Raw genomic sequence first — 22000 nt, 5'->3', positions numbered from 1 at the left:
AAAGCCGGGGTCGTCGGTAGAGGGGGTAAACGATATTCCTTTCTCCGGCAAGACATCGGCTGCCTCAGGTGGCAGCAATGGATATCGCAACAGAACAATGTCATCCCCCGTCAATTCCAGTCCTGCCACTTCGCTGTTTCCCTCGTCCGTATAACTGGCGTGTAACAAATAAGAACCCATCTCGAACGGAATTGAGTAAAATCTGGCCAACCTACCTCCCGTCGCAGAAGGTTCATAGGCTCTAGTTTTGAATTCACCCTCGATTGGTAATGCCTCTTTCCCTTCTTCGGAAATGGAAAGGTCAAGAATGTAGTCTATGATCGGTAGAATTTCTGTTTCGGTAAGCATAGGATGTGGCGGCATTGGTGTAGCAGCCCCCTCCCATTTGCCGCTACTGCCTTCAATGATACTACTGGATAATTTTTCAAAAACTGCCGTATCTTCCTTGTATCTCTGTGCGATATCCATGAAAGAAGGACCAACAAGTTGCTCGTCCGTACGGTGGCAGGCTATGCAATTATTCTCAGTGATCAAGGATTTTGCCTGAAGGTGACGGACATCAACATCCGGTCGGATTTTACCTTCAGCCTTAAATACCGACAGCTGTTCAAAAGTCATTCCTGAAGGAATGTATTCTGCGGTCACGGACATTTCATCCGGTTCAATGCCATCATCCTGCAAGCTCCCATCCTTCTGATCACTCACCCGTACTTTATATTCTATCGTCTTACCCGGAAAATAGAAAGACTGGTTTCCTTTGACAATATCAAAATCAACTATCGGGCGCTCATTCCCGGCTAGAATCTCTAAGGTATCGGTATCGCTTGCCCCTGTTGGATCGCTCACTGTTAGTACTGCATTATATTTTCCAGTTTGTTTGATGGAAACTACAGGATTCTGTTGTGCGTATATTTCCGCCTCCCCACCGGCAGCAGGCTCTATTGCCCAACTATAATCCAAATCGTCCCCGTCGAAGTCTTTTGAATCATGAGATAAGCGAACCTGAAGGGGCATATTACCTGTCAGAGGTTCAGCATTAGCAATGGCAATGGGTGCGCGATTCCCTGCGTTGTACCTGATCTTCGATAAGCGACCCTGGTTGCCTGTACCATATTCAATTAAATAAAGATCACCGGAAGGACCAAAATCCATATCGAGCGGTTGCTTATGGGAAAGTTGTTCGAGAGGGACCAATGGTTCTATCGATTGAACTTTGGTTCGCTCTTCATTCATTGATATGACCATGATCCAATTACGGACGTAGTCGGTCACCAGCCATTTTCCTTCATAATAATCGGGAAATACGCGTGGCGCATCCGGATCGAAATCTGCCGCCCTAAAAATGGGGCCACCCACTGCGGACCGGGCAGCACTGCCCAATATGGGCCATTCCTCAGAAACCTTGTACGGATAGGCTATTAACGCCGGCTTTGCGCGAGGAAGTTTTCGCAGTCCGGTATTGTTAGGGGAATCATTAATGGGAGCTTCCGGATCGAAATAAGACATAGGCATAAAAGTACCGGTGGCGTAATCATACCTGTTGTAGGGCCGATTGTTACCAATAATAAAAGGCCATCCATAATTACCTGCTTCTCTGGCAACATTGAACTCGTCAAAACCCATTGGACCGGATTGCTTGGAATCGACCCCTGCATCAGGTCCCACCTCTCCCCAGTGAAGATATCCGGTTTCTGAATCTATGGATAGGCGCCATGGGTTCCGGTCGCCCATCACAAAAATTTCAGGCTTGGTCTTAGGGGTCCCTTCCAGAAACAAATTTCCTTCCGGGATGGCATAACTCCCATCAGGCTGCGGGCGAATCCGCAAAATAGATCCACGAAGATCATTTGTATTGCCGGCCGTACGGGCTGCATCCTCGCCGCGACCGCCTGGATTTGCGAAGGCTAAGGGTGAATATTGCGTAGCCTGTGAATCACCTCCAATGGAAAGATAAAGGTTTCCATCCCCGTCCCAGGCCATTCCACCGCCAAAGTGACGGGAATCTGGATATTCCCACGGTACCCGAAGCAACACGACTTCAGAGTCCATAACAATCTTGTCATCGGCATTAAGGGTAAAACGGGACAATCGTATTATTTCACCGTTATCCTCATAGGCTGAATAGTATAGATATAGCTGCCGGGTCTGCTCAAAATTCTTATCGAGGAGGAAACCGATTAACCCGGGCGCGGGGCTTATTGCAATAGGCATTTCCGCAAGTACTTCAACTTCTCCCGAAAATTCGTTTACTCTTTTAAAAGACCCTTTCCTTTCAATCCAGTATACCTGGCCTTGCCCATCAAATTCCGCCTGTAAGGGTTCATCCAGCCCATCTACCAATACTTCCCGTACAAAGCGAGTAGGATCAGGTTTAACTGAATCTGTTCCTTTTTCAAATTGAGTTTCACCTTCCGAACATCCTGAAATCACTGCTAATAGCAGAAAAATAAAAAGGAACCTACTGTTCAACAAATTGTTGTTTAAAGTTATTATAGTTTTTACACCATCTGTTTTGAAAAAATTAAGGCACTAATCAAAATTAGAAGGATTAAAAATAACTAAGACCGTCTATACTTTCTTATCTTGACCTCAAGAACCGTAAAACGACGACCGATGAGACGACTAAGTTCGGAAAATTTTTCATTTTTTCCGAATTGTCATGCACGCCCCTATGAAAAATCCGCGAAGGGCTATATCTCCTTTTTCAATGCCAAGGGGTTCTATTTCGTAAAGGGATAGGAGGGGTTTGAGGCCAATCGATTTATACCGAATAATAGGACAGGTTATACTTTGGCGAAAAAAACAACCCAGTATTTGAGTTCAATTACGGATTTGAACAAGACATTAAAAGAACAACAACCTTTGATTAATGGCCTAATAGCAGATGGAATGAACAACCTTAATAACCTTTGGGCGGGGCATCTGATAGAAAGGGGGATGTACGATAGGGTCGCCTTATGCTGATCGAGGTAAAAGTATATTCCAACCTGCATCTGGAGATGGTGCAACACCATAAGGATAAGGGACTTCGCCAGAGCATTGTTCAATTATCTCAAAAGCAATTCAGTGTGCAGAGGAGCCGCTTGCTCAGAAAAGACGTTTATGCCATCAGTTCGTTATTGGGCGGAGACGGCAAGAAAACCGAAGAAGTTTATAACGGTTTCAAGGATGAGTTTACTGATTGGTCGAAATTCAAGAAGAAAAGGAAGGGTATAAGGTACTAGGAGTAAAACCTATAGACGCATTTGGATATGGGATTCTGCGTCCTATCGGGCGCTTTTTTGTGGATAGGGGGGAAGAAAGAAAAACAAGCATTTTTACTGAATAGCATAAAATTGTTGCATGTACAAGAGCAACTTAGTCAAAAAACGGTTGGATTCAGTTTGAATTTACATAAAATCAGTAAATCTAGCTGAGTAGGGAACAAAACCAACAAAACTGTTTTAGGAATGTTCTAGAAAGAAAATCAAGAGACAGACATTTTTTCTCGAATGTTTTATCGCCATAGCCCGTTTTGAATAGATTTAGACTGTTATTCCTAAGTTTCATAAGTCTTCTAAAGAGCTAGAATGTTGTACATATGTTGTACAGTTGAAATAAAAAAAGCCTCTCAGTTTCCTGAAAGGCTTGATTTTCCTAGTAGCGGGGACTGGACTCGAACCAGCGACCTTCGGGTTATGAGCCCGACGAGCTACCTACTGCTCTACCCCGCGATGGGTGTCTCCTCACTTGTCTTTACGACTTCGAAACATAACCTCCGACGAGAATATCGAAAACGCTATTTGCGCTAACGGACGGCAAATATACAACGGTTTTTTAAGTAAATCAAATTTGTTGGCAAAGATTATTTTATAAGCCCGGCCCTCAAAAACCCCCAAATTCCATACCTTCGGCGTTTTGATTTTATGAAAGCCATAAACGACTTCATTGCATCCCTTTTACCCTATACCGAGTGGCCCATGTTTTTGTTGCTGATCGGTGGAGGAATTTTCCTGGTCATCTATTCCAAATTTCTGCCCTATCGTTTTTTCGGGCACGCCATTGCGATTACAGCGGGAAAATACGATGATAAAAACGCAGAAGGCGATGTAAGCTCCTTTCAGGCCCTTTCGGCTGCGGTGGCCGCAACCGTTGGTTTGGGCAATATTTCGGGGGTGGCCATTGCCATTCATGATGGAGGGCCCGGCGTGGTGTTCTGGATCTGGATGACGGCCATCATCGGCATGTGCATAAAGTTTTATTCCTGTAGCCTTGCCATAATGTTCCGCACTACGGATAAAGATGGAAAACTTCAAGGCGGGCCCATGTTCTACATCACCAAAGGACTGGGGCCAAAAGCAAAACCCTTGGCTATTTTCTTCGCAGTGTGCGGCCTGTTCGGATTCCTGGGCGTTTTCACCGCAAACCAATTCACCGAAACTTTTATGAGCGTGGTGGAACCGTCGCGCACGCTGTTCGAAATGAGCGAGATGAACTGGAAATGGACGGTTGGCATCGTTCTGGCCATCATTACGTCCTTTGTGATTTTTGGGGGATTGAACAAAATTGCCAAAGTGGCCTCTGCCCTGGTGCCTTTTATGGTTGGGGTATATTTGGTGGCGGTGGTTATCGTTATGGTATTGAATTCCTCACAGATATTACCCTCCTTAATGATGATAATTACCGAGGCCTGGAATTTTAAGACCGTAGTTACCGGCGGTTTTTGGGGCTTGGTCATCATCGGTATCCGCCGTGCCATGTTCTCGAACGAGGCCGGTCTGGGCAGCGCGCCAATGTATCACGGGCAGTCAAAGACCGATAATCCCATTAAAGAAGGACTAGTGGCGATGTTGGGCCCTTTTATTGATACCATTTTGGTCTGCAGTTTTACGGCTATCGTCATTATTTTGAGCGGTGCGTATCTTGAGGATTCGAGCGGAATTGTAATGACTTTATCGGCCTTTGAGACCACTCTTTTTGGCTGGGGTGACGATTTATTGATGATTATCGTGACTGCTTTTGCGCTGTCGACCCTTTTCACTTATTCGTACTATGGAGTGAAATGCCTATCCTTTTTAACAACGCCGAAAATTGGAAAGTTCTACAATTGGTATTTTGTGATCATGATCGTTTTCGCGGCGGTGGCTTCCTTGGAACTGGTAAAGAACCTGATCGATCTTTCCTATGCGCTGATGGTTATACCCAATATGATTGCCGTACTTTTGTTGGCTCCTAAGGTGAATGTGGCGGCAAATGAATACTTCTCAAAATTGAAAGATGGGCGAACATAAGGCAGGCTTTGTAAATATTATCGGAAATCCCAATGTGGGCAAGTCCACTTTGATGAACGCTTTTGTGGGCGAAAAACTCTCAATAATCACATCGAAGGCGCAGACCACGAGACATCGTATTTTGGGAATTGTCAATGGGGATGATTTTCAAATGATCCTTTCGGATACCCCGGGCATCATCAAACCGGCCTACGAGCTCCAGGCGAATATGATGGATTTTGTGAAGTCCGCCTTCGAGGATGCCGATGTTTTGCTCTACATGGTCGAGATAGGAGAAAAGGCCTTAAAGGATGAACATTTTTTCGAGAAAATAAAAAACAGTAAAACTCCTGTCTTGCTGCTGCTTAACAAGGTGGATACCGCCGACCAAGAACTTCTGGAAGATCAGGCGCAATATTGGCAAGAACTGTTGCCAACTGTCGAACTGCATCCCATTTCCGCCTTGACCAATTTCAATATCAAGAATGTTTTTGAAAGGATAGTCGAGCTGCTTCCCGAAAGTCCGGCGTTTTATCCAAAGGACCAATTGACCGATAAACCGGAACGTTTTTTTGTCAATGAGACCATCCGCGAGAAAATACTTATCCATTATAAAAAGGAAATCCCATACGCCGTAGAAATCGAGACCGAGGAATTTTTTGAGGACGATGATATTATCCGGATGCGGTCGGTCATTATGGTCGAGCGTGAATCCCAAAAGGGAATTATTATCGGTCATAAGGGCGGCGCCTTGAAAAGAGTAGGGGTGGAGGCCCGAAAAGACCTGGAAAAATTCTTCGGTAAACAGGTGCATATCGAGCTTTATGTCAAAGTGAACAAGAATTGGAGAAGCGATGCCCGACAATTAAGGCGGTTTGGGTACAATGGTTAATGACCTTAGACCTCTGTCATCCCAAGAAGTAGTGCTAGCGGTTGAAGCGGTTTGGATACAACGGTTGATTCAATAGCGGTAACTAAACTTCTCAACTCCCAAACCAAAATAAACCCTACTTTTGCACTTCCAAAAAAACAAACAACATGAGCGCTATCGTAGCCATTGTAGGAAGGCCGAACGTGGGGAAATCCACTTTTTTTAACCGATTGATCCAACGCCGTGAGGCCATTGTCGATGCCGTCAGCGGAGTCACCCGTGACCGTCACTATGGAAAGAGCGACTGGAACGGTCGGGAATTCTCCCTGATAGACACTGGTGGTTATGTGGTGGGGAGTGACGATATCTTCGAACAGCAAATCGATATACAGGTCGAACTTGCCATCGATGAGGCCGATGCCATCATTTTTATGGTAGATGTGGAGACCGGCGTAACCGGTATGGACGAAGATGTCGCCAAACTGTTGCGCCGTGTAGATAAACCCGTTTTTTTGGTCATCAACAAGGTCGATAACGCCACACGTGCCCAAGATGCCGTAGAATTCTATGCCTTGGGATTAGGGGAATATTACACACTTTCGAGCATCAACGGGAGCGGTACGGGCGAATTGTTGGATGCGCTAATCGAAGTGCTTCCCGAAAAGGAAAATGAGGAGAGCGAACTGCCCCGATTCGCCGTTGTCGGAAGACCAAATGCCGGAAAATCCTCTTTTATTAATGCCCTTCTCGGCAAGGAACGCTATATAGTAACGGATATCGCCGGAACCACTCGTGATAGCATGGATACGAAATACAACCGGTTCGGCTTCGATTTCAACCTTGTCGATACCGCTGGTATCCGCAGAAAGGCGAAGGTCAAGGAGAATTTGGAATTCTATTCCGTAATGCGTTCCGTTCGGGCCATCGAGCATAGCGATGTCTGTCTAATTCTGTTCGACGCTACAAGGGGTTTCGACGGACAGGTAGCGAATATTTTCTGGCTGGCGCAGCGTAATAACAAAGGGATAGTAATCTTGGTCAACAAATGGGATTTGGTCGAGGAGAAGGAGACCAATACGATGAAAAAGTATATTCAGGACATCAAAGAAGTCTGCGAACCCTTTGTCGACGTACCGATCATCTTTATTTCAACCTTGACCAAACAGCGTATCCATAAAGCCATAGAAACGGCTGTTGCCGTCTACGAAAACCGCTCGAAAAAAATCAAGACCCGCAAGCTGAACGATGTACTGCTTCCGATTATACAGCACACCCCGCCACCTGCCTATAAGGATAAATATGTAAAAATCAAGTACATTACCCAATTGCCGACACCCTATCCGCAGTTTGCCTTCTTCTGTAACCTGCCCCAGTACGTACGGGACCCCTACAGGCGATTTTTGGAGAACAAACTGCGCGAGAACTTTGATTTTACGGGGGTGCCGGTCACTATCTTTATGCGCAAAAAATAGGGGGGGTATGCGTCTCCAAAGGAATATGAAGTAGCCAAATACCCGTTATTTGACAATTCTTTGGATAAACATAGTGCCATCGACTGGAACCCAAAAATATCCATTATTGGTAGTTCGGCTTGAACCTACCACCCCCCGGAAGCGCCCCCGCCCCCAAAGCCGCCCCCTCCAAAACCGCCACTGAATCCGCCGCCTCCACCGAAGCCGCCACCCCGGCCGCCAAAGCCTCCGGAACCGCTACTGCGGCCCATGTTGCTGAGAATGATCATATCCCAAATATCGAATCCGCCGGAACGTTTTCCGCCGTTTCGGCCACCGCCCCTGCGATTTTTTCGCGATAGGATGATTAGAATAATAAAGAAGATAATTACGGGCAAGATCGAACTGAAAGGAAAACCGCCACCATCGTCATCAAAAGTACGTTCTTCTTCGAATTCTCCGTTCAAAACCTGAAATAGGGCATCGGCCCCGTCGTTCAATCCACCGTAGTAGTCATCCTGTTTGAACTGCGGTAGGATGACGTTCTCGATAATCCGTTTGGACATCGCATCGGTCAGGTTACCTTCCGTGCCATAGCCGGTATTGATAGCGATACGTCTGTCGTCCCTGGCCAAGAGCACCAAGACTCCGTTGTCTTTATCCGATTGGCCAATGCCCCATTTTTGGCCCCATTGCGCTCCAAGATAATTGATATTTTCCCCTTCCGTCGAACTGATGATGGCCACAACGATCTGCGTCGAAGTACTGTCCGAATAGCGGATCAGCTTTTGTTCCAAAGCTTTTTCCTGACCATCGGGCAGCAGATCGATATAATCGTAGACGCTGGTTTCCTTTACAGGTTTATCGGGAATCTGGAATTGGGCAAAAACACATCCACAAACAAAAAGAAACAATGCTAAAATGCTAGCCTTTCGATACCTCATCGCTCAGTTCGTTTATATCGCCCTGTTGCCATGGGAAATGGGTCCGTAGTTCTTTTCCGGCTTTTAATATGCCGTCAATGATGCCCTGTTTGAAGTCGTTTTTCTTGAATTGTGCCTGAATGGCGTCGCGGGTGGAATCCCAAAAATCGTCGGGCACTACCTTATCGATGCCCCGGCCGCCGTAGATAGCGAATTTTCTATCGTTTACCGCCAAGTAGATGAGCACGCCGTTTTCTGCTTTGGTGTTGCCCATCTTGAGCATTTGGAATACCTCCTTGGCCCTTTCGATAGGCTCAAGGCGCGTGTGCGCTTCGATATGGACACGGATTTCCCCAGAAGTATTTTTCTCCGCGTCGAGAATGGCCTTTACGATATCCTGTTCTTCTTCCTTCGACAAAAAATCCTCAACTTTCGACATAGAATTTATTTAAGAATCATTCAAAGTCGAAATCTACATCCGGTGCATTTTCAGAGCCTGGATCAGCATTGTAGCGGGCCATTTCCTCAAAACCGAACATGCCGGCCAAAAGTTTTCCGGGGAATTTTGTGGTATGTACATCGTAAACATTCACTTTTTCGTTGAATCGATCGCGGGCGACGTTGATACGGTTTTCGGTACCTTCCAATTGGGACTGTAGTTCCAGAAAGTTTTGGTTGGCTTTCAGTTCGGGATACCGTTCAACGACCACCATCAACTTGCTCAGGGCACCTGTGAGTCCACTTTGCGCCTGTTGAAAGGCTTCCATGTTCTCGGGCGTCAAGTTGCCGGCGTCAATGGTGGTCGAGGTAGCTTTCGCCCTTGCCTCGATGACATCGGTCAGGGTTCCCCGCTCGAAATCGGCGGCGCCCTGTACGGTCTTGACCAAATTGCCTATCAGATCGTTTCTACGCTGATAAGAACTTTCTACGTTCGACCAAGCAGTTTTGGCATCGGCCTCAAGTTCGACCGCGGTGTTGTTAAAGCCAACGCCCCATCGGTAGAGGCCGAAGGCGATAACGCCTATGATAATCAATGCAATTAATCCTTTTTTCATGTTTGTGTGTATTGGGTAGAGACGCGATGCATCGCATCTGAACAGGTTGTTGGTTATTTAGCGCGATGCACCGCGTAAATCAGATTTGTTCCTTCATCTTGACCAACTCGGCCTTTACGCGTTCTAGTTTATCGATGATCTCAAAGTTTTGGAGTGTTTTTTGACGATTTTCCCTGAGATGTATCTTGGCGCCCTCCAGCGTAAAACCGCGTTCCTTGACCAAATGGAAAATAAGTTTTAGGTTATCGATATCCTGTGGAGTAAACTTTCGGTTGCCCTTGGCGTTTTTCTTGGGTTTCAGGGCATCGAACTCTTTTTCCCAGAAGCGGATGAGCGAAGTGTTGACATCGAAGGCCTTGGCGACCTCGCCGATTCCGTAATAGCGTTTTTCGGGAAGTTCTATCTGCATCTTAATCTAGGGATTGATTCTCTTGTTGGGCATGTTTCAGCATGTTCTCAAATTCCTTCGCGGTCAAACTGCCGTAATAAAAATTGATTGGGTTGATACGGTCCTCGTCTTTCCACACCTCGTAATGCACGTGCGGTGCTTCTGACCTGCCTGTGCTACCGACAAAACCGACCAAGTCGCCGCGCTTGACCTTTTGCCCTCTTTTAACGTTGTACTCGCTCATGTGGCCGTAAAGGGTCATGTACCCGTACCCGTGGTCGATGCGGATATGCTTGCCGTAACCGGAGGAATTATTGTCCGCCCGGGTCACTTTTCCGTCTCCCGTTGCATAGATCGGCGTTCCTTTCTTGGCCGAGAAATCCATTCCGCGGTGCATCTTTCGGGCTTTAGTGAAGGGGTCGGTACGCCAGCCGTAGCCGGAAGCCATGTGTTTCAAATCTTCGTTCCGCACGGGTTGAATGGCGGGTATGGCCATCAAGAGTTTTTCCTTTTCAGCGGCCAGAGCGGTGATTTCGTCAAGGGATTTGGACTGTATCGCCATCTGTTTTTTGATAATATCAAGTCGTTTGGTAGTGGCAATCACCATGTCGGAATTGTTGAAGCCTTCAAGCGATTTGTAGCGGTTTACGCCCCCAAAACCGGCTCGTCTTTGTTCTTCGGGAATAGGATTCGCCTCGAAATATAAACGATAAATGTTGTTGTCGCGGTCCTCGATATTGGTCAATACCTCTTCGATCTGTCCCATTTTACGGTTCAAAAGCTCGAACTGTAGTTCATAATTGTTTACCTCGCGCTGCAAAGAAAGTTCCCGCGGCGTATTGATAAGGTTCGTGTTCATTAAAAGGATAAGTGCGAGCAGCCCAAAGAAAAATGATCCCAGGATAAAAAATGCGATATTGCGATAACGCCGCGATTTTTTCGGCTCTATCTTTCGGTACGAAAGCGTATCGGGATCGTAATAGTACTTTACTTTAGACATAGTTGTTAGTATTCTCCCACCAATTGGAAATTCGGGCTTTTGTATCTTTCTTTTTCCTTTTGCGGGCGTTAAAATTTTAAACCGTAGCTTAGGCTATGCTTGAAAATTTGCATGGGCAAAGAAAAAAATAAAATATCCAAAACTCCCGAATTTCCAAATGGCAGGAGTATATCCTATTTTTGCGGTGTTTCATCAATCTTACAAATATAAAAATTGTTTCCTTTAAAACGGAACTATTTGCATAACCTTATATTTTTCAATGAATTCCAAAGAAACTAGACAAAAATTCCTAAATTTTTTTAAGGAAAAAGACCACAAAATTGTAGCCTCGGCACCCATGGTCATCAAAGATGATCCGACCCTGCTGTTCACAAATGCGGGAATGAACCAGTTCAAGGAGTTCTTTTTAGGGAATAGTATTGCCAAGAATACAAGGGTCACCGATACCCAGAAGTGCCTAAGGGTCAGCGGAAAACACAACGATTTAGAGGAAGTCGGGAAGGATACCTATCACCATACCATGTTCGAGATGTTGGGCAATTGGAGTTTCGGCGATTACTTTAAAAAGGAGGCCATCCAATGGGCGTGGGAATTGTTGACCGAGGAGTTCGAAATAGATACGGAAAGCCTCTATGTTTCCGTTTTCGAGGGAAGCATTGAGGATGGCCTGGCTATGGACAAGGAAGCCTTCGACCTTTGGAAGTCCATCGTACCCGAAGACCGCATCCTCTTAGGTAATAAAAGGGATAATTTTTGGGAAATGGGCGATCAAGGTCCCTGTGGCCCCTGTTCCGAAATACATGTGGATATCCGTTCGGATGCCGAGAAAGCGAAGGTTTCCGGGGCGTCATTGGTCAACCGGGACCATCCGCAAGTGGTCGAGATCTGGAACCTGGTCTTTATGCAGTACAACCGCAAGGCGGACGGAACCCTTGAAAACCTGCCCGCGAAACACGTCGATACCGGTATGGGTTTTGAACGTCTGTGCATGGTTTTACAAGGGAAGAAATCGAACTACGATACCGATGTGTTCACGCCGATCATTCGCGAAATTGAGCAGATAACCAATTCCAAATATGGAAAACAAGAAGAAACGGATATTGCCATCCGGGTCATTTCGGATCACATCCGCGCTGTGTCTTTTTCCATCGCCGATGGACAATTACCGAGCAATACCGGTGCCGGCTATGTCATCCGTCGGATTTTACGTCGGGCGGTGCGTTACGGTTTTACTTTTTTGGATACCAAAGGCCCGTTTATGTTCCGATTGGTCCACGTGCTGACCGATACCATGGGCGATGCTTTTCCCGAACTGAAGGAGCAGCGGCAATTGATCGAAAATGTCATAAAGGAAGAAGAACATTCCTTTTTAAATACCTTGGAGCAAGGCTTGGTCTTGCTAGACCAGGTTGTAGCCGGTACCAAAGGTAAGGAAGTCGAGGGCCGAAAAGCCTTTGAACTCTATGATACCTATGGATTTCCGGTAGATCTTACGGCCTTGATTTTACAGGAAAAGGGATATGCTTTGGATGAAAAGGGCTTTGAAACCGCCATGCAAGAGCAGAAAGATCGTTCGAAATCCGCTTCAAAAACCACCAAGGAAGATTGGACGGTGCTGTCGGACGACCCGGAACAGGAATTTATTGGCTACGATTATTTGGAAGCCCAGGTCAAGCTGGTGAAATATCGAAAGATAACTTCCAAAAAGGACGGCGTGCAGTTTCAAATCGTTTTTAATCTGACCCCGTTCTATCCCGAAGGTGGTGGCCAAGTAGGCGATAAGGGCCATTTAGAATTCCCCAATGGCGATCTCATCTCTATTGTGGATACGAAAAAGGAGAACAATGAAATCGTCCATTTCACTACAAGCCTGCCTAAAAATACGGGCGAGACCTTTAAGGCCGAAGTCGATGCTGCCCAACGGCGGCGTACCGAGGCCAACCATACCGCGACGCATTTGTTGCACCAGGCCCTTCGGGAGGTTTTGGGCACCCATGTCGAGCAAAAAGGCTCCGCGGTACACTCCAAATACATGCGTTTCGATTTTTCGCACTTCGCTAAAATGACCGCTGACGAATTGCAAGCAGTCGAACATTTTGTAAATGCCCGTATCATCGGACAATTACCTTTCGAAGAAAACAGGAACGTACCCATGGAAAGAGCCTTGGAAGAAGGTGCTATGGCCCTTTTCGGCGAAAAATACGGCGATGCGGTACGAACTGTCCGTTTTGGGAAATCCATCGAGCTTTGTGGCGGCACCCATGTCAAGAATACGGGCGATATTTGGTATTTTAAGATCCGTTCAGAAGGTGCCGTAGCAGCGGGTATCCGTCGTATCGAGGCGATAACCTCCGATGCGGTGAGGGATTTTTATGAGGAAAACGACCGCAAGCTCTCCGAGATCAAGAGTAAACTGAATAATGCGCAAGACCCGATAAGGGCCGTGGAATCGCTACAGGAAGAAAATGCCACGCTCAAAAAGGAGATCGAAAGCTTGTTGAAGGACAAGGCCAAAAACCTAAAAGGAGAGCTGCAAAGCGAACTCGAAGACCTCAAAGGCATCCAGTTCCTAGCCAAAAAAGTCGATTTAGATGCCAGTGGTATTAAAGATCTGTGTTTCGAAATGGGCAATAATCGGGATAACCTTTTTCTGCTGTTCGGAACCGAGCAGAACGGCAAGGCCCTGTTGTCTTGCTACATTTCCAAAAAATTGGTTGCCGAAAAGGATCTGAATGCGGGAACCATCGTCCGCGAACTCGGCAAATACATTCAAGGCGGCGGTGGCGGGCAGCCGTTCTTTGCGACCGCCGGGGGTAAGAATCCCAGTGGGATTGAAGAGGCTTTAGGGAAGGCGAGGGAGTATGTCGATTAGCCGAGACTGAGACCCGAAAGTTTCCGCCTACCGCGGGAAACCTTGCGGCTCAAATAGAAAAAACCAAAACATGAAACTCCAAACCCAAATTCCTTTAAAAAAAGCGGAAAACCAAATCGGTTACGACAGCGGATTAGTGCTGTTAGGTTCCTGTTTTGTGAAGAACATGGGCAGGAAATTTGAGTATTTCAAGTTCCGTCAGCTTCAGAATCCGTTCGGCATCCTCTTTCATCCGTTGGCTATCGAACAATTGATTTCGGGGGCCATTCGGGATGAATCCTATTCCGAAACCGATATTTTTTATCTGAACGGGCTTTGGCACTGCTTTGATGCGCACTCCAATCTGAGCGACGCATCCGAAGACAATCTCCTAAAAAAGCTGAACGACGGCCTAGAAGCCACACGTTCAAAGCTAGATACTGCATCCCATATCATCATTACCCTCGGAACGGCTTGGGTTTACCAGCATTCCGCATCCGGCGGTGTCGTAGCCAATTGCCATAAAGTGCCGCAAAGGGAATTTTCAAAAGAATTAATGCCTATCCCCGAAATAGTGAACAGTTTGGGGCGTACCATCAAACTCGTACGATCGGTCAACCCTAGCGTTCAATTGATTTTCACCATTTCCCCGGTTCGCCATTTGAAGGACGGATTCGTCGAAAACCAATGGAGCAAGGCGCATCTTATCTCCGCTGTACAACAAATCTGTCACCATTCCGAAGAGGTAATGGCCGACCGGGCAGAGGGGACCGATTCGAATTTGACCCATTCGCACCTCACTGACATCCGCCTCATCGAAAACGGGCAAATCTCTTACTTCCCATCGTATGAAATCATGATGGACGAACTACGCGATTACCGTTTCTACGAGCGTGACATGGTTCACCCCAACTCCATTGCCATCGACTATATTTGGGAAAAGTTCAAACAGACTTGGATCTCGGAACAAGCGCTTACGGCGATGGAGAAAATCGATGACATACAAAAGGGATTGCAACATCGACCTTTCAACCCCGGTTCGGAGCAGCATACTAAATTCAGGGAAGCACTGGAAACCAAGATTGCCATTATTCGACAAGAATATCCGTTTATGGATTTTTGAAATTTAGTCGGAACTGAATTTTGTAGATCATGGCATGAAAAGGCTATTGTGATGGAAAATTGTATTTTTAACAAGAAAAGTAATGTCGATGAGGGTTTCATTTAGAACAAAGAACGAAAGCAAACTTGAACAGGAAGAGGCTTTTTTGCGGCTCTCTTCGATCGAAAGGATCCATTCGTTTATAGATTTCATGCTGTATACGCAGGATTTCCCCGCCCAAGCGATTTCTAGAAAACCGGAGAATTTTCAAATTGAAATTGTTTCAAAAAAGAAATGAAAAATTGGCAGGACGAAATGTATAATTTCATAGGCCTATGCAATAAGCATAGGGTAAGGATGTTGCTGGTTGGCGGCGGGGCGGTCAATTTTCATGGGTATCAAAGATATTCGAACGATCTTGATTTTTGGTTGGACACAACTACAAGGAATTTTGAAAAATTGGTATTGGTGTTCAAGGCAATGGATTACGAAATCGAAGATTTTCCGGAAGAGGTAAAGCAAGGGCGGCAAAATATTTCAGTAAAATTTGCACCGCTGGACCTGAATCTGGAATTGATAACGAATTTTTCGGTGGGCGAGAGTTTTGAAGATGCTTATAAAAAGTCCGAAACAGCAAGTAGGAACGAAGGATTCGAACTGAGTTGGCGCGTTCTGTCCCTTGAGCACTTGATTGCCAGCAAGATAAAATCCGGTAGGCCGAAAGACCTATCGGACGTACATGAACTGCAAAGAAGAAAAAAAGATTCAACTTAGGCTTGTCTCTTGTTCCAATCCCAATTTCTATCGTAACTTCATGTCATGAAAAAAATCCTGATTGGTGTACTTATTACGTTGGCAGCGGTATTCGTTATCCGTTCGTGTTCCGATGATAAGAAAGAGAAATCTATTCTTCAGGAAAACTCCATGCTGATCCAACAGCAAATCGATAACGTTTCAAAACTGATCGTAACCGAAGGCCATTTTGCCGAGGTCTATAATTATAAAGATTCCAAGGCCGTTTTCGGACCTTTTGTTTCGGCCAAAAAAAAGGCGTTGGTCGTTGTAAATGCGGATGTTACGGTGGCCTATGACCTGTCTAAAATCGATTTTGAGGTTGATGAAAAGACCAAGACGCTAAGGATCAAGAGCATTCCCGAGCCCGAAATCAAGATCAGTCCCGATTTTGAGTATTACGATGTGACATCCGATTACCTGAATATGTTCGATGCGTCGGATTATAACAAGATCAAGAAGAACGTAAACGCTTCGTTGATGAAAAAAGTCGAACGCTCATCCCTACTAAAAAATGCGGAAAACCGATTGATCAGTGAATTGCAGAAATTTTACATCCTGACGAGTTCGATGGGATGGACGCTGGAGTATGGTGGGAAAATCATTGAACGGGATAAAGGTAACTTGGAGGAGTTGCAGGATGTTTTCTTGAGGGATTAGCAGGATACCGAACGTAATTATGCAAACACCAAGCGCTTTGAGCCAAGCACTTAATGCCAAGCCTCTATAGTACTAGACTCCCCTCGACCAATGCCACCCCATCATCGATTAAATGTCCGACTTTCGGATTATTCCCTTTGACATCTTCTAAATGCGAGACGATTTCCTCCGCAAAATCGGAATCCCGATTAGTTTTAGCCAATTCGTAGAGTTCAACGGACAACAGCCAGTCGTTCGGATAATCATTTTTCAGGGCGTCGAAAACCTTGTGTCGCGAGATAGTCGTGTTCTTGCCCTCCCGAAAATGGCGAATCTGTTCGTAGTAGTTGCCCAGCTGCGACTGCTGTTCCGAAGCTTCGTTTTTGATGGTGGTCGATGAAACCTCGTGGGTAATAAGGTCAAAGCTGCTGACATCGGCTGGGCCGTTGAAGGCCGAAACTATTTTTTCGCCAACGGCCATGTTGTAGATGCTGTCTTGTGATTCGAAAAGAATTTTATGTTTATGGGTAACCTTACAATGTTTAAAGGCCACCAAGATAATGGCTCCGCTGAGGTTTCGCGTACCGGTGATGATTTCGCCGGAGATTTTTATGTCGCCTTCAAATTCCAAAGTAACCTTTTGGCCCTCATAAATGTTATAGGCTTTCAAGTCGCGGGGGGCCATATTTTCTATAGCTAGATTGATACCCTTGAGCTTTCCGATGGGCGATCCGAAACCGGTCGCATGTTTGTCGGTGCTATGGCCCACCAGTTCTTTTTCGCGATATGAAAGGGCCGTGGGGCCTTTTGTTTGAAAATAGACGGGATGACCTTCATGTTCGATAAGGCTTTCGAAATTTCCGGATATCTGTAGGCCCGTACTCAATTCGATGCTGCCCAGTTCTTCGGATGCGATCAGTTTTTGAAGTCCGGATAATCCACCGGTACGCAGTGCCATGGTATCGGCAAAATCTTCAAGTACTTGACTTAGAAAGGCAAAATCGGGAGTAACAAAAAGCTGCGGCTGGGGTTGGGTAATATCGAAGGAGGTATAGGCCGCTTCGATGGAATAGGGTATTTTTTTAACTTTGTCTTTCATGCACGAGGCACTTTCACCTATGGAGGAAAGCAGTCCCGCCCCATATATTTTCGGATGTTCCGGTGTGCCTATAAGTCCGTATTCGACCGTCCACCAATGCAGGTTGCGGATAAGGGCGATTTCGCTGGGCTCGCCCATGTTCTGTTGCAGTTGTTCGATGCGATTTTGCGCGGCTTCAATTGTTTCTTGTGGTGTGCCCGGGGCCTCTTTTATGATGGATAGATGCCGCACCGCTTCGTAAAGTTCAAAATCTTTGGCGTTGGAAATGGCCTTACAGCCGATTTCCCCGAACCGGCGCAGGTATTCCGCATATTCGGGATTAGCGATGATCGGCGCATGGCCGGCGCCCTCGTGGATGATATCGGGGGCTGGCGTATATTCGATATGGTCGAGTTGGCGGATATCCGAAGCTATGACGAGCACGTTGTAAGCCTGAAATTCCATGAAGGCGGAGGGAGGGATAAAACCATCTACCGCAACGGCCGCCCAACCTATGTCCTTTAGAATACGGTTCATGCCATACATATTGGGAATATGGTCTACCGAAATACCGGTTTTCTTTAATCCCCCTAAATAAGAGCCATGCGCAACCTTGCTCAAATAATCCACGTTTTTGCGCATGACGTACCTCCATACAGCCTGATTGATGGCCGAATACTCCCCGTAATTCTGGGGCTTGATATACTGCCGTAGATGTTTGGGCAGTTTGTCGAGTACAGGGTTGCTTTTGTAGGGCATTGTGGTTTTGAATTCATGTAAAGTTACAAAATAAGGAAGAAGGGTGTAGCGGTAGAATTTTGGGGGGATAGCAAAAAAAAAAGCCCGCCATTCAAAAAACAGCAGGCCAATTCTTTCAGTAGAAAAATGTTCAAATGTAAAGATAGATTTTTTATTTAGCCGCCACTTGATTCGGCGGATACTGCATCAAAATCTCCGCTACAAACTCCCGAATACGTTCTTCTTTCTTTTCAATATTTTCGATGTTGCCCAAGTTACCGACACCTTTACCTTGCCAGACCAGCTCCTTGCTGTCGGTATCGATAAGGTCGATATAAAGAGACCCTTCGGTACGGGTACTGGCGAAAGCGCCACCGCCCCAACCTGGGCCCCAGCCGCCACCCCAATAATATGGGCTCCAGCCCCAGCCGCCCCAGCCGCCCCAACCTAGGCCACCGCCCCAGTTGTTGTAGATATCGACTTGCTCTTTTTCTTTCGTGAAAATACTGACCAATAGATCGGGATCCTCCGATTTTGTAAAGCCCCTTTTGGACATCTCCGCCTCGATGGCCCTCAGAATCCGTTTTTTGTCCAAATCCGAAATCTGTACTTTATCTATGCCCGTTTTGTAAAAGGCGTAGGATTTGTATTCGGTGAAATTGGCCTCTCTGTCATAATCCGAAAGTACCTGCACCGAGGCACATGAACTTAAGAAGAGAACTATAAGCATCGGTGCTGCTAGTATTTTTAGTGTTTTCATAGGAATTTTTTATTTGGAGTTCAATCCGTTTCTATATTTAAATGTTTCAAAAATCATGCCGAACGATACAATTGCTATTGCCGGTTCGTTTTAGGGTCATATCCGTACGGACAATGCCTACAAGCGCTTTCGCAACAATAGCCGCGCCTCAAATGGTATTTTTTGGTAAAGACTTTGTAGCCTTCTTCCGATAGGTAAAAATCTCCATCCTCTAGGGCGATTATCTTCTTCATGGATCAGGTTACTGAATTTTTGTTTAACTATGTGGTTAGTGTCGAACGCAATACCGTAGCATTTCAGTGCTCCCATAACCGCTATTTCTAGTTTATTTCGATGCATTTCCAGTACCTAAAGTTACTACTATATGTTGATAAACGGCTAAAAGCCGCGATAAAACGTACATTTTATAGGCGTTTCGGGTGATTTTACCGATTCGGTACAATTGTTGGCAACCTATTCAGGTTATCGATTATACCACACCTGTAACAATTATCTTTAGGGGTGTTCGTTTTAAAGCTGGACTATGATAGTGGTATTCAAACATTTTTTCTACAAAAATTACGTCGGCCTATCCCTATGGCCTTTCATCATCTTGAAGAACGATGACCTGAAGGACGATATTGTGCTGATCAATCACGAAAAAATCCATCTGAAGCAGCAGCAAGAACTGTTGATCGTTTTCTTTTACGTTCTCTATATATCGGAATGGCTTTTACGGACCTTGTTTTATTTGGATAGCTATAGAGCCTACCAGAATATCAGTTTTGAACGGGAAGCCTATGCCAACGAGAAGAATCTTGACTATCCCGATGACAGGAAGGTCTTTGGGTTTTTGAGGTATTTTTGAGAGATAGTTTTGTCCATGCCGAGATATTTTCTGCCCAGTTTTGATTGGTATATTTCTAACCTTGCGGGCACCTAGACTTTTTCTGTGACCATCGGATGCAATGCGTTTGGTGCTACCGATTGCCTCGTGACGAACTTCTAAAATTAATTGAAGAAGCCTATCTTTGTGCAACCAAAGGTGGTTATGCAAGAAAAAACGGTAAACCAAAAAGTTTCTCTCCCGGTGCTTACCGAAAAACAAGTATCCCTCACCATAAAAAGGGAAGATCTCATCCACCCATTGATTTCAGGGAATAAATTCCGGAAGCTAAAGTTCAATCTTATCGAGGCCAAAAAACAGGGCCGTGATACCATCCTCACGTTTGGAGGTGCCTATTCCAACCACATCGCGGCCACGGCCTATGCCGGAAAATTACATGGTTTTAAGACCATCGGGATTATCCGTGGGGAAGAACTATCCGGAAAATGGGAAGCTAATCCTACCTTACAATTGGCATCCGAACACGGTATGCGGTTCAGATTTATTTCTAGGGATGACTATCGCAAAAAGGAAAACCCATCCTATTTAAAAAAATTACAAAGCGAATTCGGTTCCTGCCATATCGTGCCCGAAGGCGGCACCAACACCTTGGCAATACGGGGATGCGAAGAAATTCTAACGCCCGGGGACGCTTATTTTGATGTAGTCTGCTGCCCCGTTGGAACGGGCGGAACACTGGCCGGGATTCTAAATTCAGCCTTTGAAAATCAGCTCATTTTAGGTTTTCCTGCCCTTAAGAGCGATTTTTTAAGCGAAGATATTCGTAATTTTGCCTTGAAAGAAAATTGGAAGTTGATTACCGAGTATCATTTTGGGGGTTATGCAAAGGTAACCGCGGAACTCATCGATTTCGTAAACGAGTTTAAACAAAAGACCCAAATCCCCCTCGATCCGGTCTATACGGGGAAAATGGTATTTGGAATTCTAGACCTTGTCAAACGGGATTATTTTTTTCCCAAGACAAAGATTCTGGCCATCCATACGGGAGGGCTGCAAGGTATTATGGGAATGAACATCCTATTGAAAAAGAAAAATCTACCCCTATTAAGCGTATGATGCGAAAAATCGGATTGTTGGTAGTTGCAGGATCTTTTTTTATTGGGTGTAAATCCAAAAAGATAGTGACCGCCACTACGGACCATCGACCCGAAAAACCTAAAGAAGTTACGGTTGCCCACAAAATCGAAAAAGTAGATGATGGCCTGTACGTGATGCCCGAGGATACGGGAGAGTTCATTCGTTTTGATATCGATTCGCCCCAACAATACATCGATACTTTTTCGGATATCGCCCAAATGGAAATGAAGGCCTACGGCATACCCGCCAGTATTACCTTGGCACAGGGTCTCTTGGAAAGTGGCATCGGAAGGGGCGAGCTTGCACAGAAAACGAACAACCACTTTGGCATCAAATGCCATACGGGCTGGCAAGGTGATTTTGACCATCACGACGATGATGAAAAGGGGGAATGTTTCCGCAAGTACAACCACCCCATGTATTCCTATCGCGACCATAGCATCTTCCTTACCGGCCGTTCGCGATATGCTTTTCTCTTTGACCTACCGAACGATGATTATAAAGAATGGGCCAAGGGACTGCGAAAGGCCGGCTATGCGACCGACAGGCGCTATCCCGAGAAATTGATCGCCCTTATCGAGAGGCATAACCTGCACCACTACGATACCGCCGTAGCCGATGCCGGATATGGCAAAGGCGAAAAAACACAGGTCGCCGTTGCAAGGCCGCAATTTGCGAGCCATATCGTTCAGGCGGGCGATACGCTGTACTCCATTTCTAAGCGGTATACTGTTTCCATTAACGATCTGAAACGTTGGAATTACCTGTACGACAATAATCTGTCGGTCGGGCAGAAGCTTACCGTGAAGACTGAAAGTTTTAATAAGTAGGTTGAATTGCCAGATGACGGGGGTACGGGTGATGTTTTTTATGTGCTGCTCCCAATGACCTAGAAAGCTAAAATCGACTCAAAACTTATGATTTATAAAAGAAGCAGCGCCCTCTTCGCCGAGGCACAAAAATATATCCCCGGAGGTGTAAACTCCCCCGTCCGTGCTTTTAAGGCGGTCGGCGGAGATCCGATTTTTGTTAAAAGTGCCAAAGGAGCCTATCTTCATGACGAAGATGGCAACCGTTTTATCGATTATATCGCTTCGTGGGGGCCACTTTTGCTGGGCCACGCCTACGAACCGGTAATCG

20 protein-coding genes, 1 tRNA gene and 1 pseudogene are annotated in these 22000 nt (G+C 45.9%); 12 read left to right on the top strand and 10 right to left on the bottom strand.

Annotated elements, in window-relative coordinates:
• On the bottom strand, positions 1-2469 hold a 2469-nt coding region (locus ACEW8S_RS11635; protein WP_373518317.1), incomplete at its 3' end, for a PQQ-dependent sugar dehydrogenase.
• 488 nt (positions 2470-2957) lie between these two features.
• Here ACEW8S_RS11635 and ACEW8S_RS11630 point away from each other — a divergent pair.
• Positions 2958-3224, top strand: coding sequence for a hypothetical protein (locus ACEW8S_RS11630; protein WP_373518316.1), 267 nt, complete (start codon positions 2958-2960; stop codon positions 3222-3224).
• Between the two features lie 416 nt (positions 3225-3640).
• Here ACEW8S_RS11630 and ACEW8S_RS11625 read toward each other — a convergent pair.
• Positions 3641-3713: transfer RNA gene (locus ACEW8S_RS11625), tRNA-Met, on the bottom strand.
• A gap of 192 nt (positions 3714-3905) precedes the next feature.
• Between ACEW8S_RS11625 and ACEW8S_RS11620 the strand changes: the two genes are divergently transcribed.
• The 3 genes from ACEW8S_RS11620 (at position 3906) to der (ending at position 7592) form a co-directional block, all read left to right on the top strand.
• Entirely contained in the window at positions 3906-5270 is a 1365-nt protein-coding gene (locus ACEW8S_RS11620; protein ID WP_373518315.1) for an alanine/glycine:cation symporter family protein, read from the top strand.
• Positions 5257-6141, top strand: coding sequence for a GTPase Era (gene era / locus ACEW8S_RS11615; protein ID WP_373518314.1), 885 nt, complete (start codon positions 5257-5259; stop codon positions 6139-6141). Before ACEW8S_RS11620 ends, era begins: the two co-directional genes overlap by 14 nt.
• A gap of 146 nt (positions 6142-6287) precedes the next feature.
• Positions 6288-7592, top strand: coding sequence for a ribosome biogenesis GTPase Der (der, locus tag ACEW8S_RS11610; RefSeq protein WP_373518313.1), 1305 nt, complete (start codon positions 6288-6290; stop codon positions 7590-7592).
• A 125-nt stretch (positions 7593-7717) separates the two neighbouring features.
• Here der and ACEW8S_RS11605 read toward each other — a convergent pair whose 3' ends face one another.
• From ACEW8S_RS11605 to ACEW8S_RS11585, 5 genes are all read right to left on the bottom strand, one after another.
• A complete protein-coding gene (locus tag ACEW8S_RS11605; RefSeq protein ID WP_373518312.1) occupies positions 7718-8515 on the bottom strand; it encodes a YgcG family protein in 798 nt (265 codons plus the stop codon).
• Positions 8496-8933 carry a TPM domain-containing protein gene (locus ACEW8S_RS11600; protein WP_373518311.1) on the bottom strand — a complete coding sequence of 146 codons (438 nt, stop codon included), beginning with the start codon at positions 8931-8933 and terminating at the stop codon, positions 8496-8498. The genes ACEW8S_RS11605 and ACEW8S_RS11600 overlap by 20 nt, the downstream gene beginning before the upstream one ends.
• 16 nt (positions 8934-8949) lie before the next feature.
• Positions 8950-9549 carry a LemA family protein gene (locus ACEW8S_RS11595; RefSeq protein WP_373518310.1) on the bottom strand — a complete coding sequence of 200 codons (600 nt, stop codon included), beginning with the start codon at positions 9547-9549 and terminating at the stop codon, positions 8950-8952.
• Between the two features lie 79 nt (positions 9550-9628).
• Positions 9629-9958, bottom strand: a complete 330-nt coding sequence (locus tag ACEW8S_RS11590; RefSeq protein WP_373518309.1) for a MerR family transcriptional regulator — start codon at positions 9956-9958, stop codon at positions 9629-9631.
• A gap of 1 nt (position 9959) precedes the next feature.
• Complete coding sequence (locus tag ACEW8S_RS11585; protein WP_373518308.1) at positions 9960-10937, bottom strand: M23 family metallopeptidase; 978 nt, start codon at positions 10935-10937, stop codon at positions 9960-9962.
• 259 nt (positions 10938-11196) lie between these two features.
• Between ACEW8S_RS11585 and alaS the strand changes: the two genes are divergently transcribed.
• The 4 genes from alaS (at position 11197) to ACEW8S_RS11565 (ending at position 16342) form a co-directional block, all read left to right on the top strand.
• The gene (gene alaS, locus ACEW8S_RS11580; RefSeq protein WP_373518307.1) at positions 11197-13809 is read left to right on the top strand and encodes an alanine--tRNA ligase; all 2613 of its coding nucleotides are present in this window, start codon (positions 11197-11199) and stop codon (positions 13807-13809) included.
• A 70-nt stretch (positions 13810-13879) separates the two neighbouring features.
• A complete protein-coding gene (locus ACEW8S_RS11575) occupies positions 13880-14911 on the top strand; it encodes a GSCFA domain-containing protein (RefSeq protein ID WP_373518306.1) in 1032 nt (343 codons plus the stop codon).
• Positions 14912-15184: 273 nt separating this feature from the next.
• Complete coding sequence (locus tag ACEW8S_RS11570) at positions 15185-15664, top strand: nucleotidyl transferase AbiEii/AbiGii toxin family protein (protein ID WP_373518305.1); 480 nt, start codon at positions 15185-15187, stop codon at positions 15662-15664.
• A 45-nt stretch (positions 15665-15709) separates the two neighbouring features.
• Positions 15710-16342, top strand: coding sequence for a DUF4230 domain-containing protein (locus tag ACEW8S_RS11565; RefSeq protein WP_373518304.1), 633 nt, complete (start codon positions 15710-15712; stop codon positions 16340-16342).
• A gap of 64 nt (positions 16343-16406) precedes the next feature.
• Here the strand turns inward: ACEW8S_RS11565 and ACEW8S_RS11560 are convergent, their stop codons facing one another.
• From ACEW8S_RS11560 to ACEW8S_RS11550, 3 genes are all read right to left on the bottom strand, one after another.
• Entirely contained in the window at positions 16407-18158 is a 1752-nt protein-coding gene (locus ACEW8S_RS11560; RefSeq protein WP_373518303.1) for an aromatic amino acid hydroxylase, read from the bottom strand.
• A 151-nt stretch (positions 18159-18309) separates the two neighbouring features.
• On the bottom strand, positions 18310-18897 hold the full coding sequence (locus ACEW8S_RS11555; protein WP_373518302.1) for a DUF4136 domain-containing protein: 588 nt from the start codon (positions 18895-18897) through the stop codon (positions 18310-18312).
• Between the two features lie 74 nt (positions 18898-18971).
• Positions 18972-19130 (bottom strand): DUF5522 domain-containing protein, encoded by a 159-nt coding sequence (locus ACEW8S_RS11550; RefSeq protein WP_373518301.1) that lies wholly within the window; start codon positions 19128-19130, stop codon positions 18972-18974.
• Positions 19131-19420: 290 nt separating this feature from the next.
• On the opposite strand from ACEW8S_RS11550, the gene ACEW8S_RS11545 reads away from it, so the two are divergent.
• The 4 genes and pseudogenes from ACEW8S_RS11545 to ACEW8S_RS11530 all read left to right on the top strand — a co-directional run.
• Positions 19421-19744 carry a hypothetical protein gene (locus ACEW8S_RS11545; RefSeq protein ID WP_373518300.1) on the top strand — a complete coding sequence of 108 codons (324 nt, stop codon included), beginning with the start codon at positions 19421-19423 and terminating at the stop codon, positions 19742-19744.
• Between the two features lie 183 nt (positions 19745-19927).
• The gene (locus tag ACEW8S_RS11540) at positions 19928-20839 is read left to right on the top strand and encodes a 1-aminocyclopropane-1-carboxylate deaminase/D-cysteine desulfhydrase (protein ID WP_373518299.1); all 912 of its coding nucleotides are present in this window, start codon (positions 19928-19930) and stop codon (positions 20837-20839) included.
• Positions 20836-21690, top strand: coding sequence for a glucosaminidase domain-containing protein (locus tag ACEW8S_RS11535; protein ID WP_373518298.1), 855 nt, complete (start codon positions 20836-20838; stop codon positions 21688-21690). Before ACEW8S_RS11540 ends, ACEW8S_RS11535 begins: the two co-directional genes overlap by 4 nt.
• 87 nt (positions 21691-21777) lie before the next feature.
• Positions 21778-22000 (top strand): annotated as a pseudogene (locus tag ACEW8S_RS11530) (aspartate aminotransferase family protein); the annotation flags it as partial.

This window comes from Pricia sp. (assembly GCF_041745955.1).
Taxonomy (GTDB): domain Bacteria; phylum Bacteroidota; class Bacteroidia; order Flavobacteriales; family Flavobacteriaceae; genus Pricia.
The sequence above is the reverse complement of the archived record's forward strand: the minus strand, read 5'-3'. Positions and strand labels throughout refer to the sequence as shown.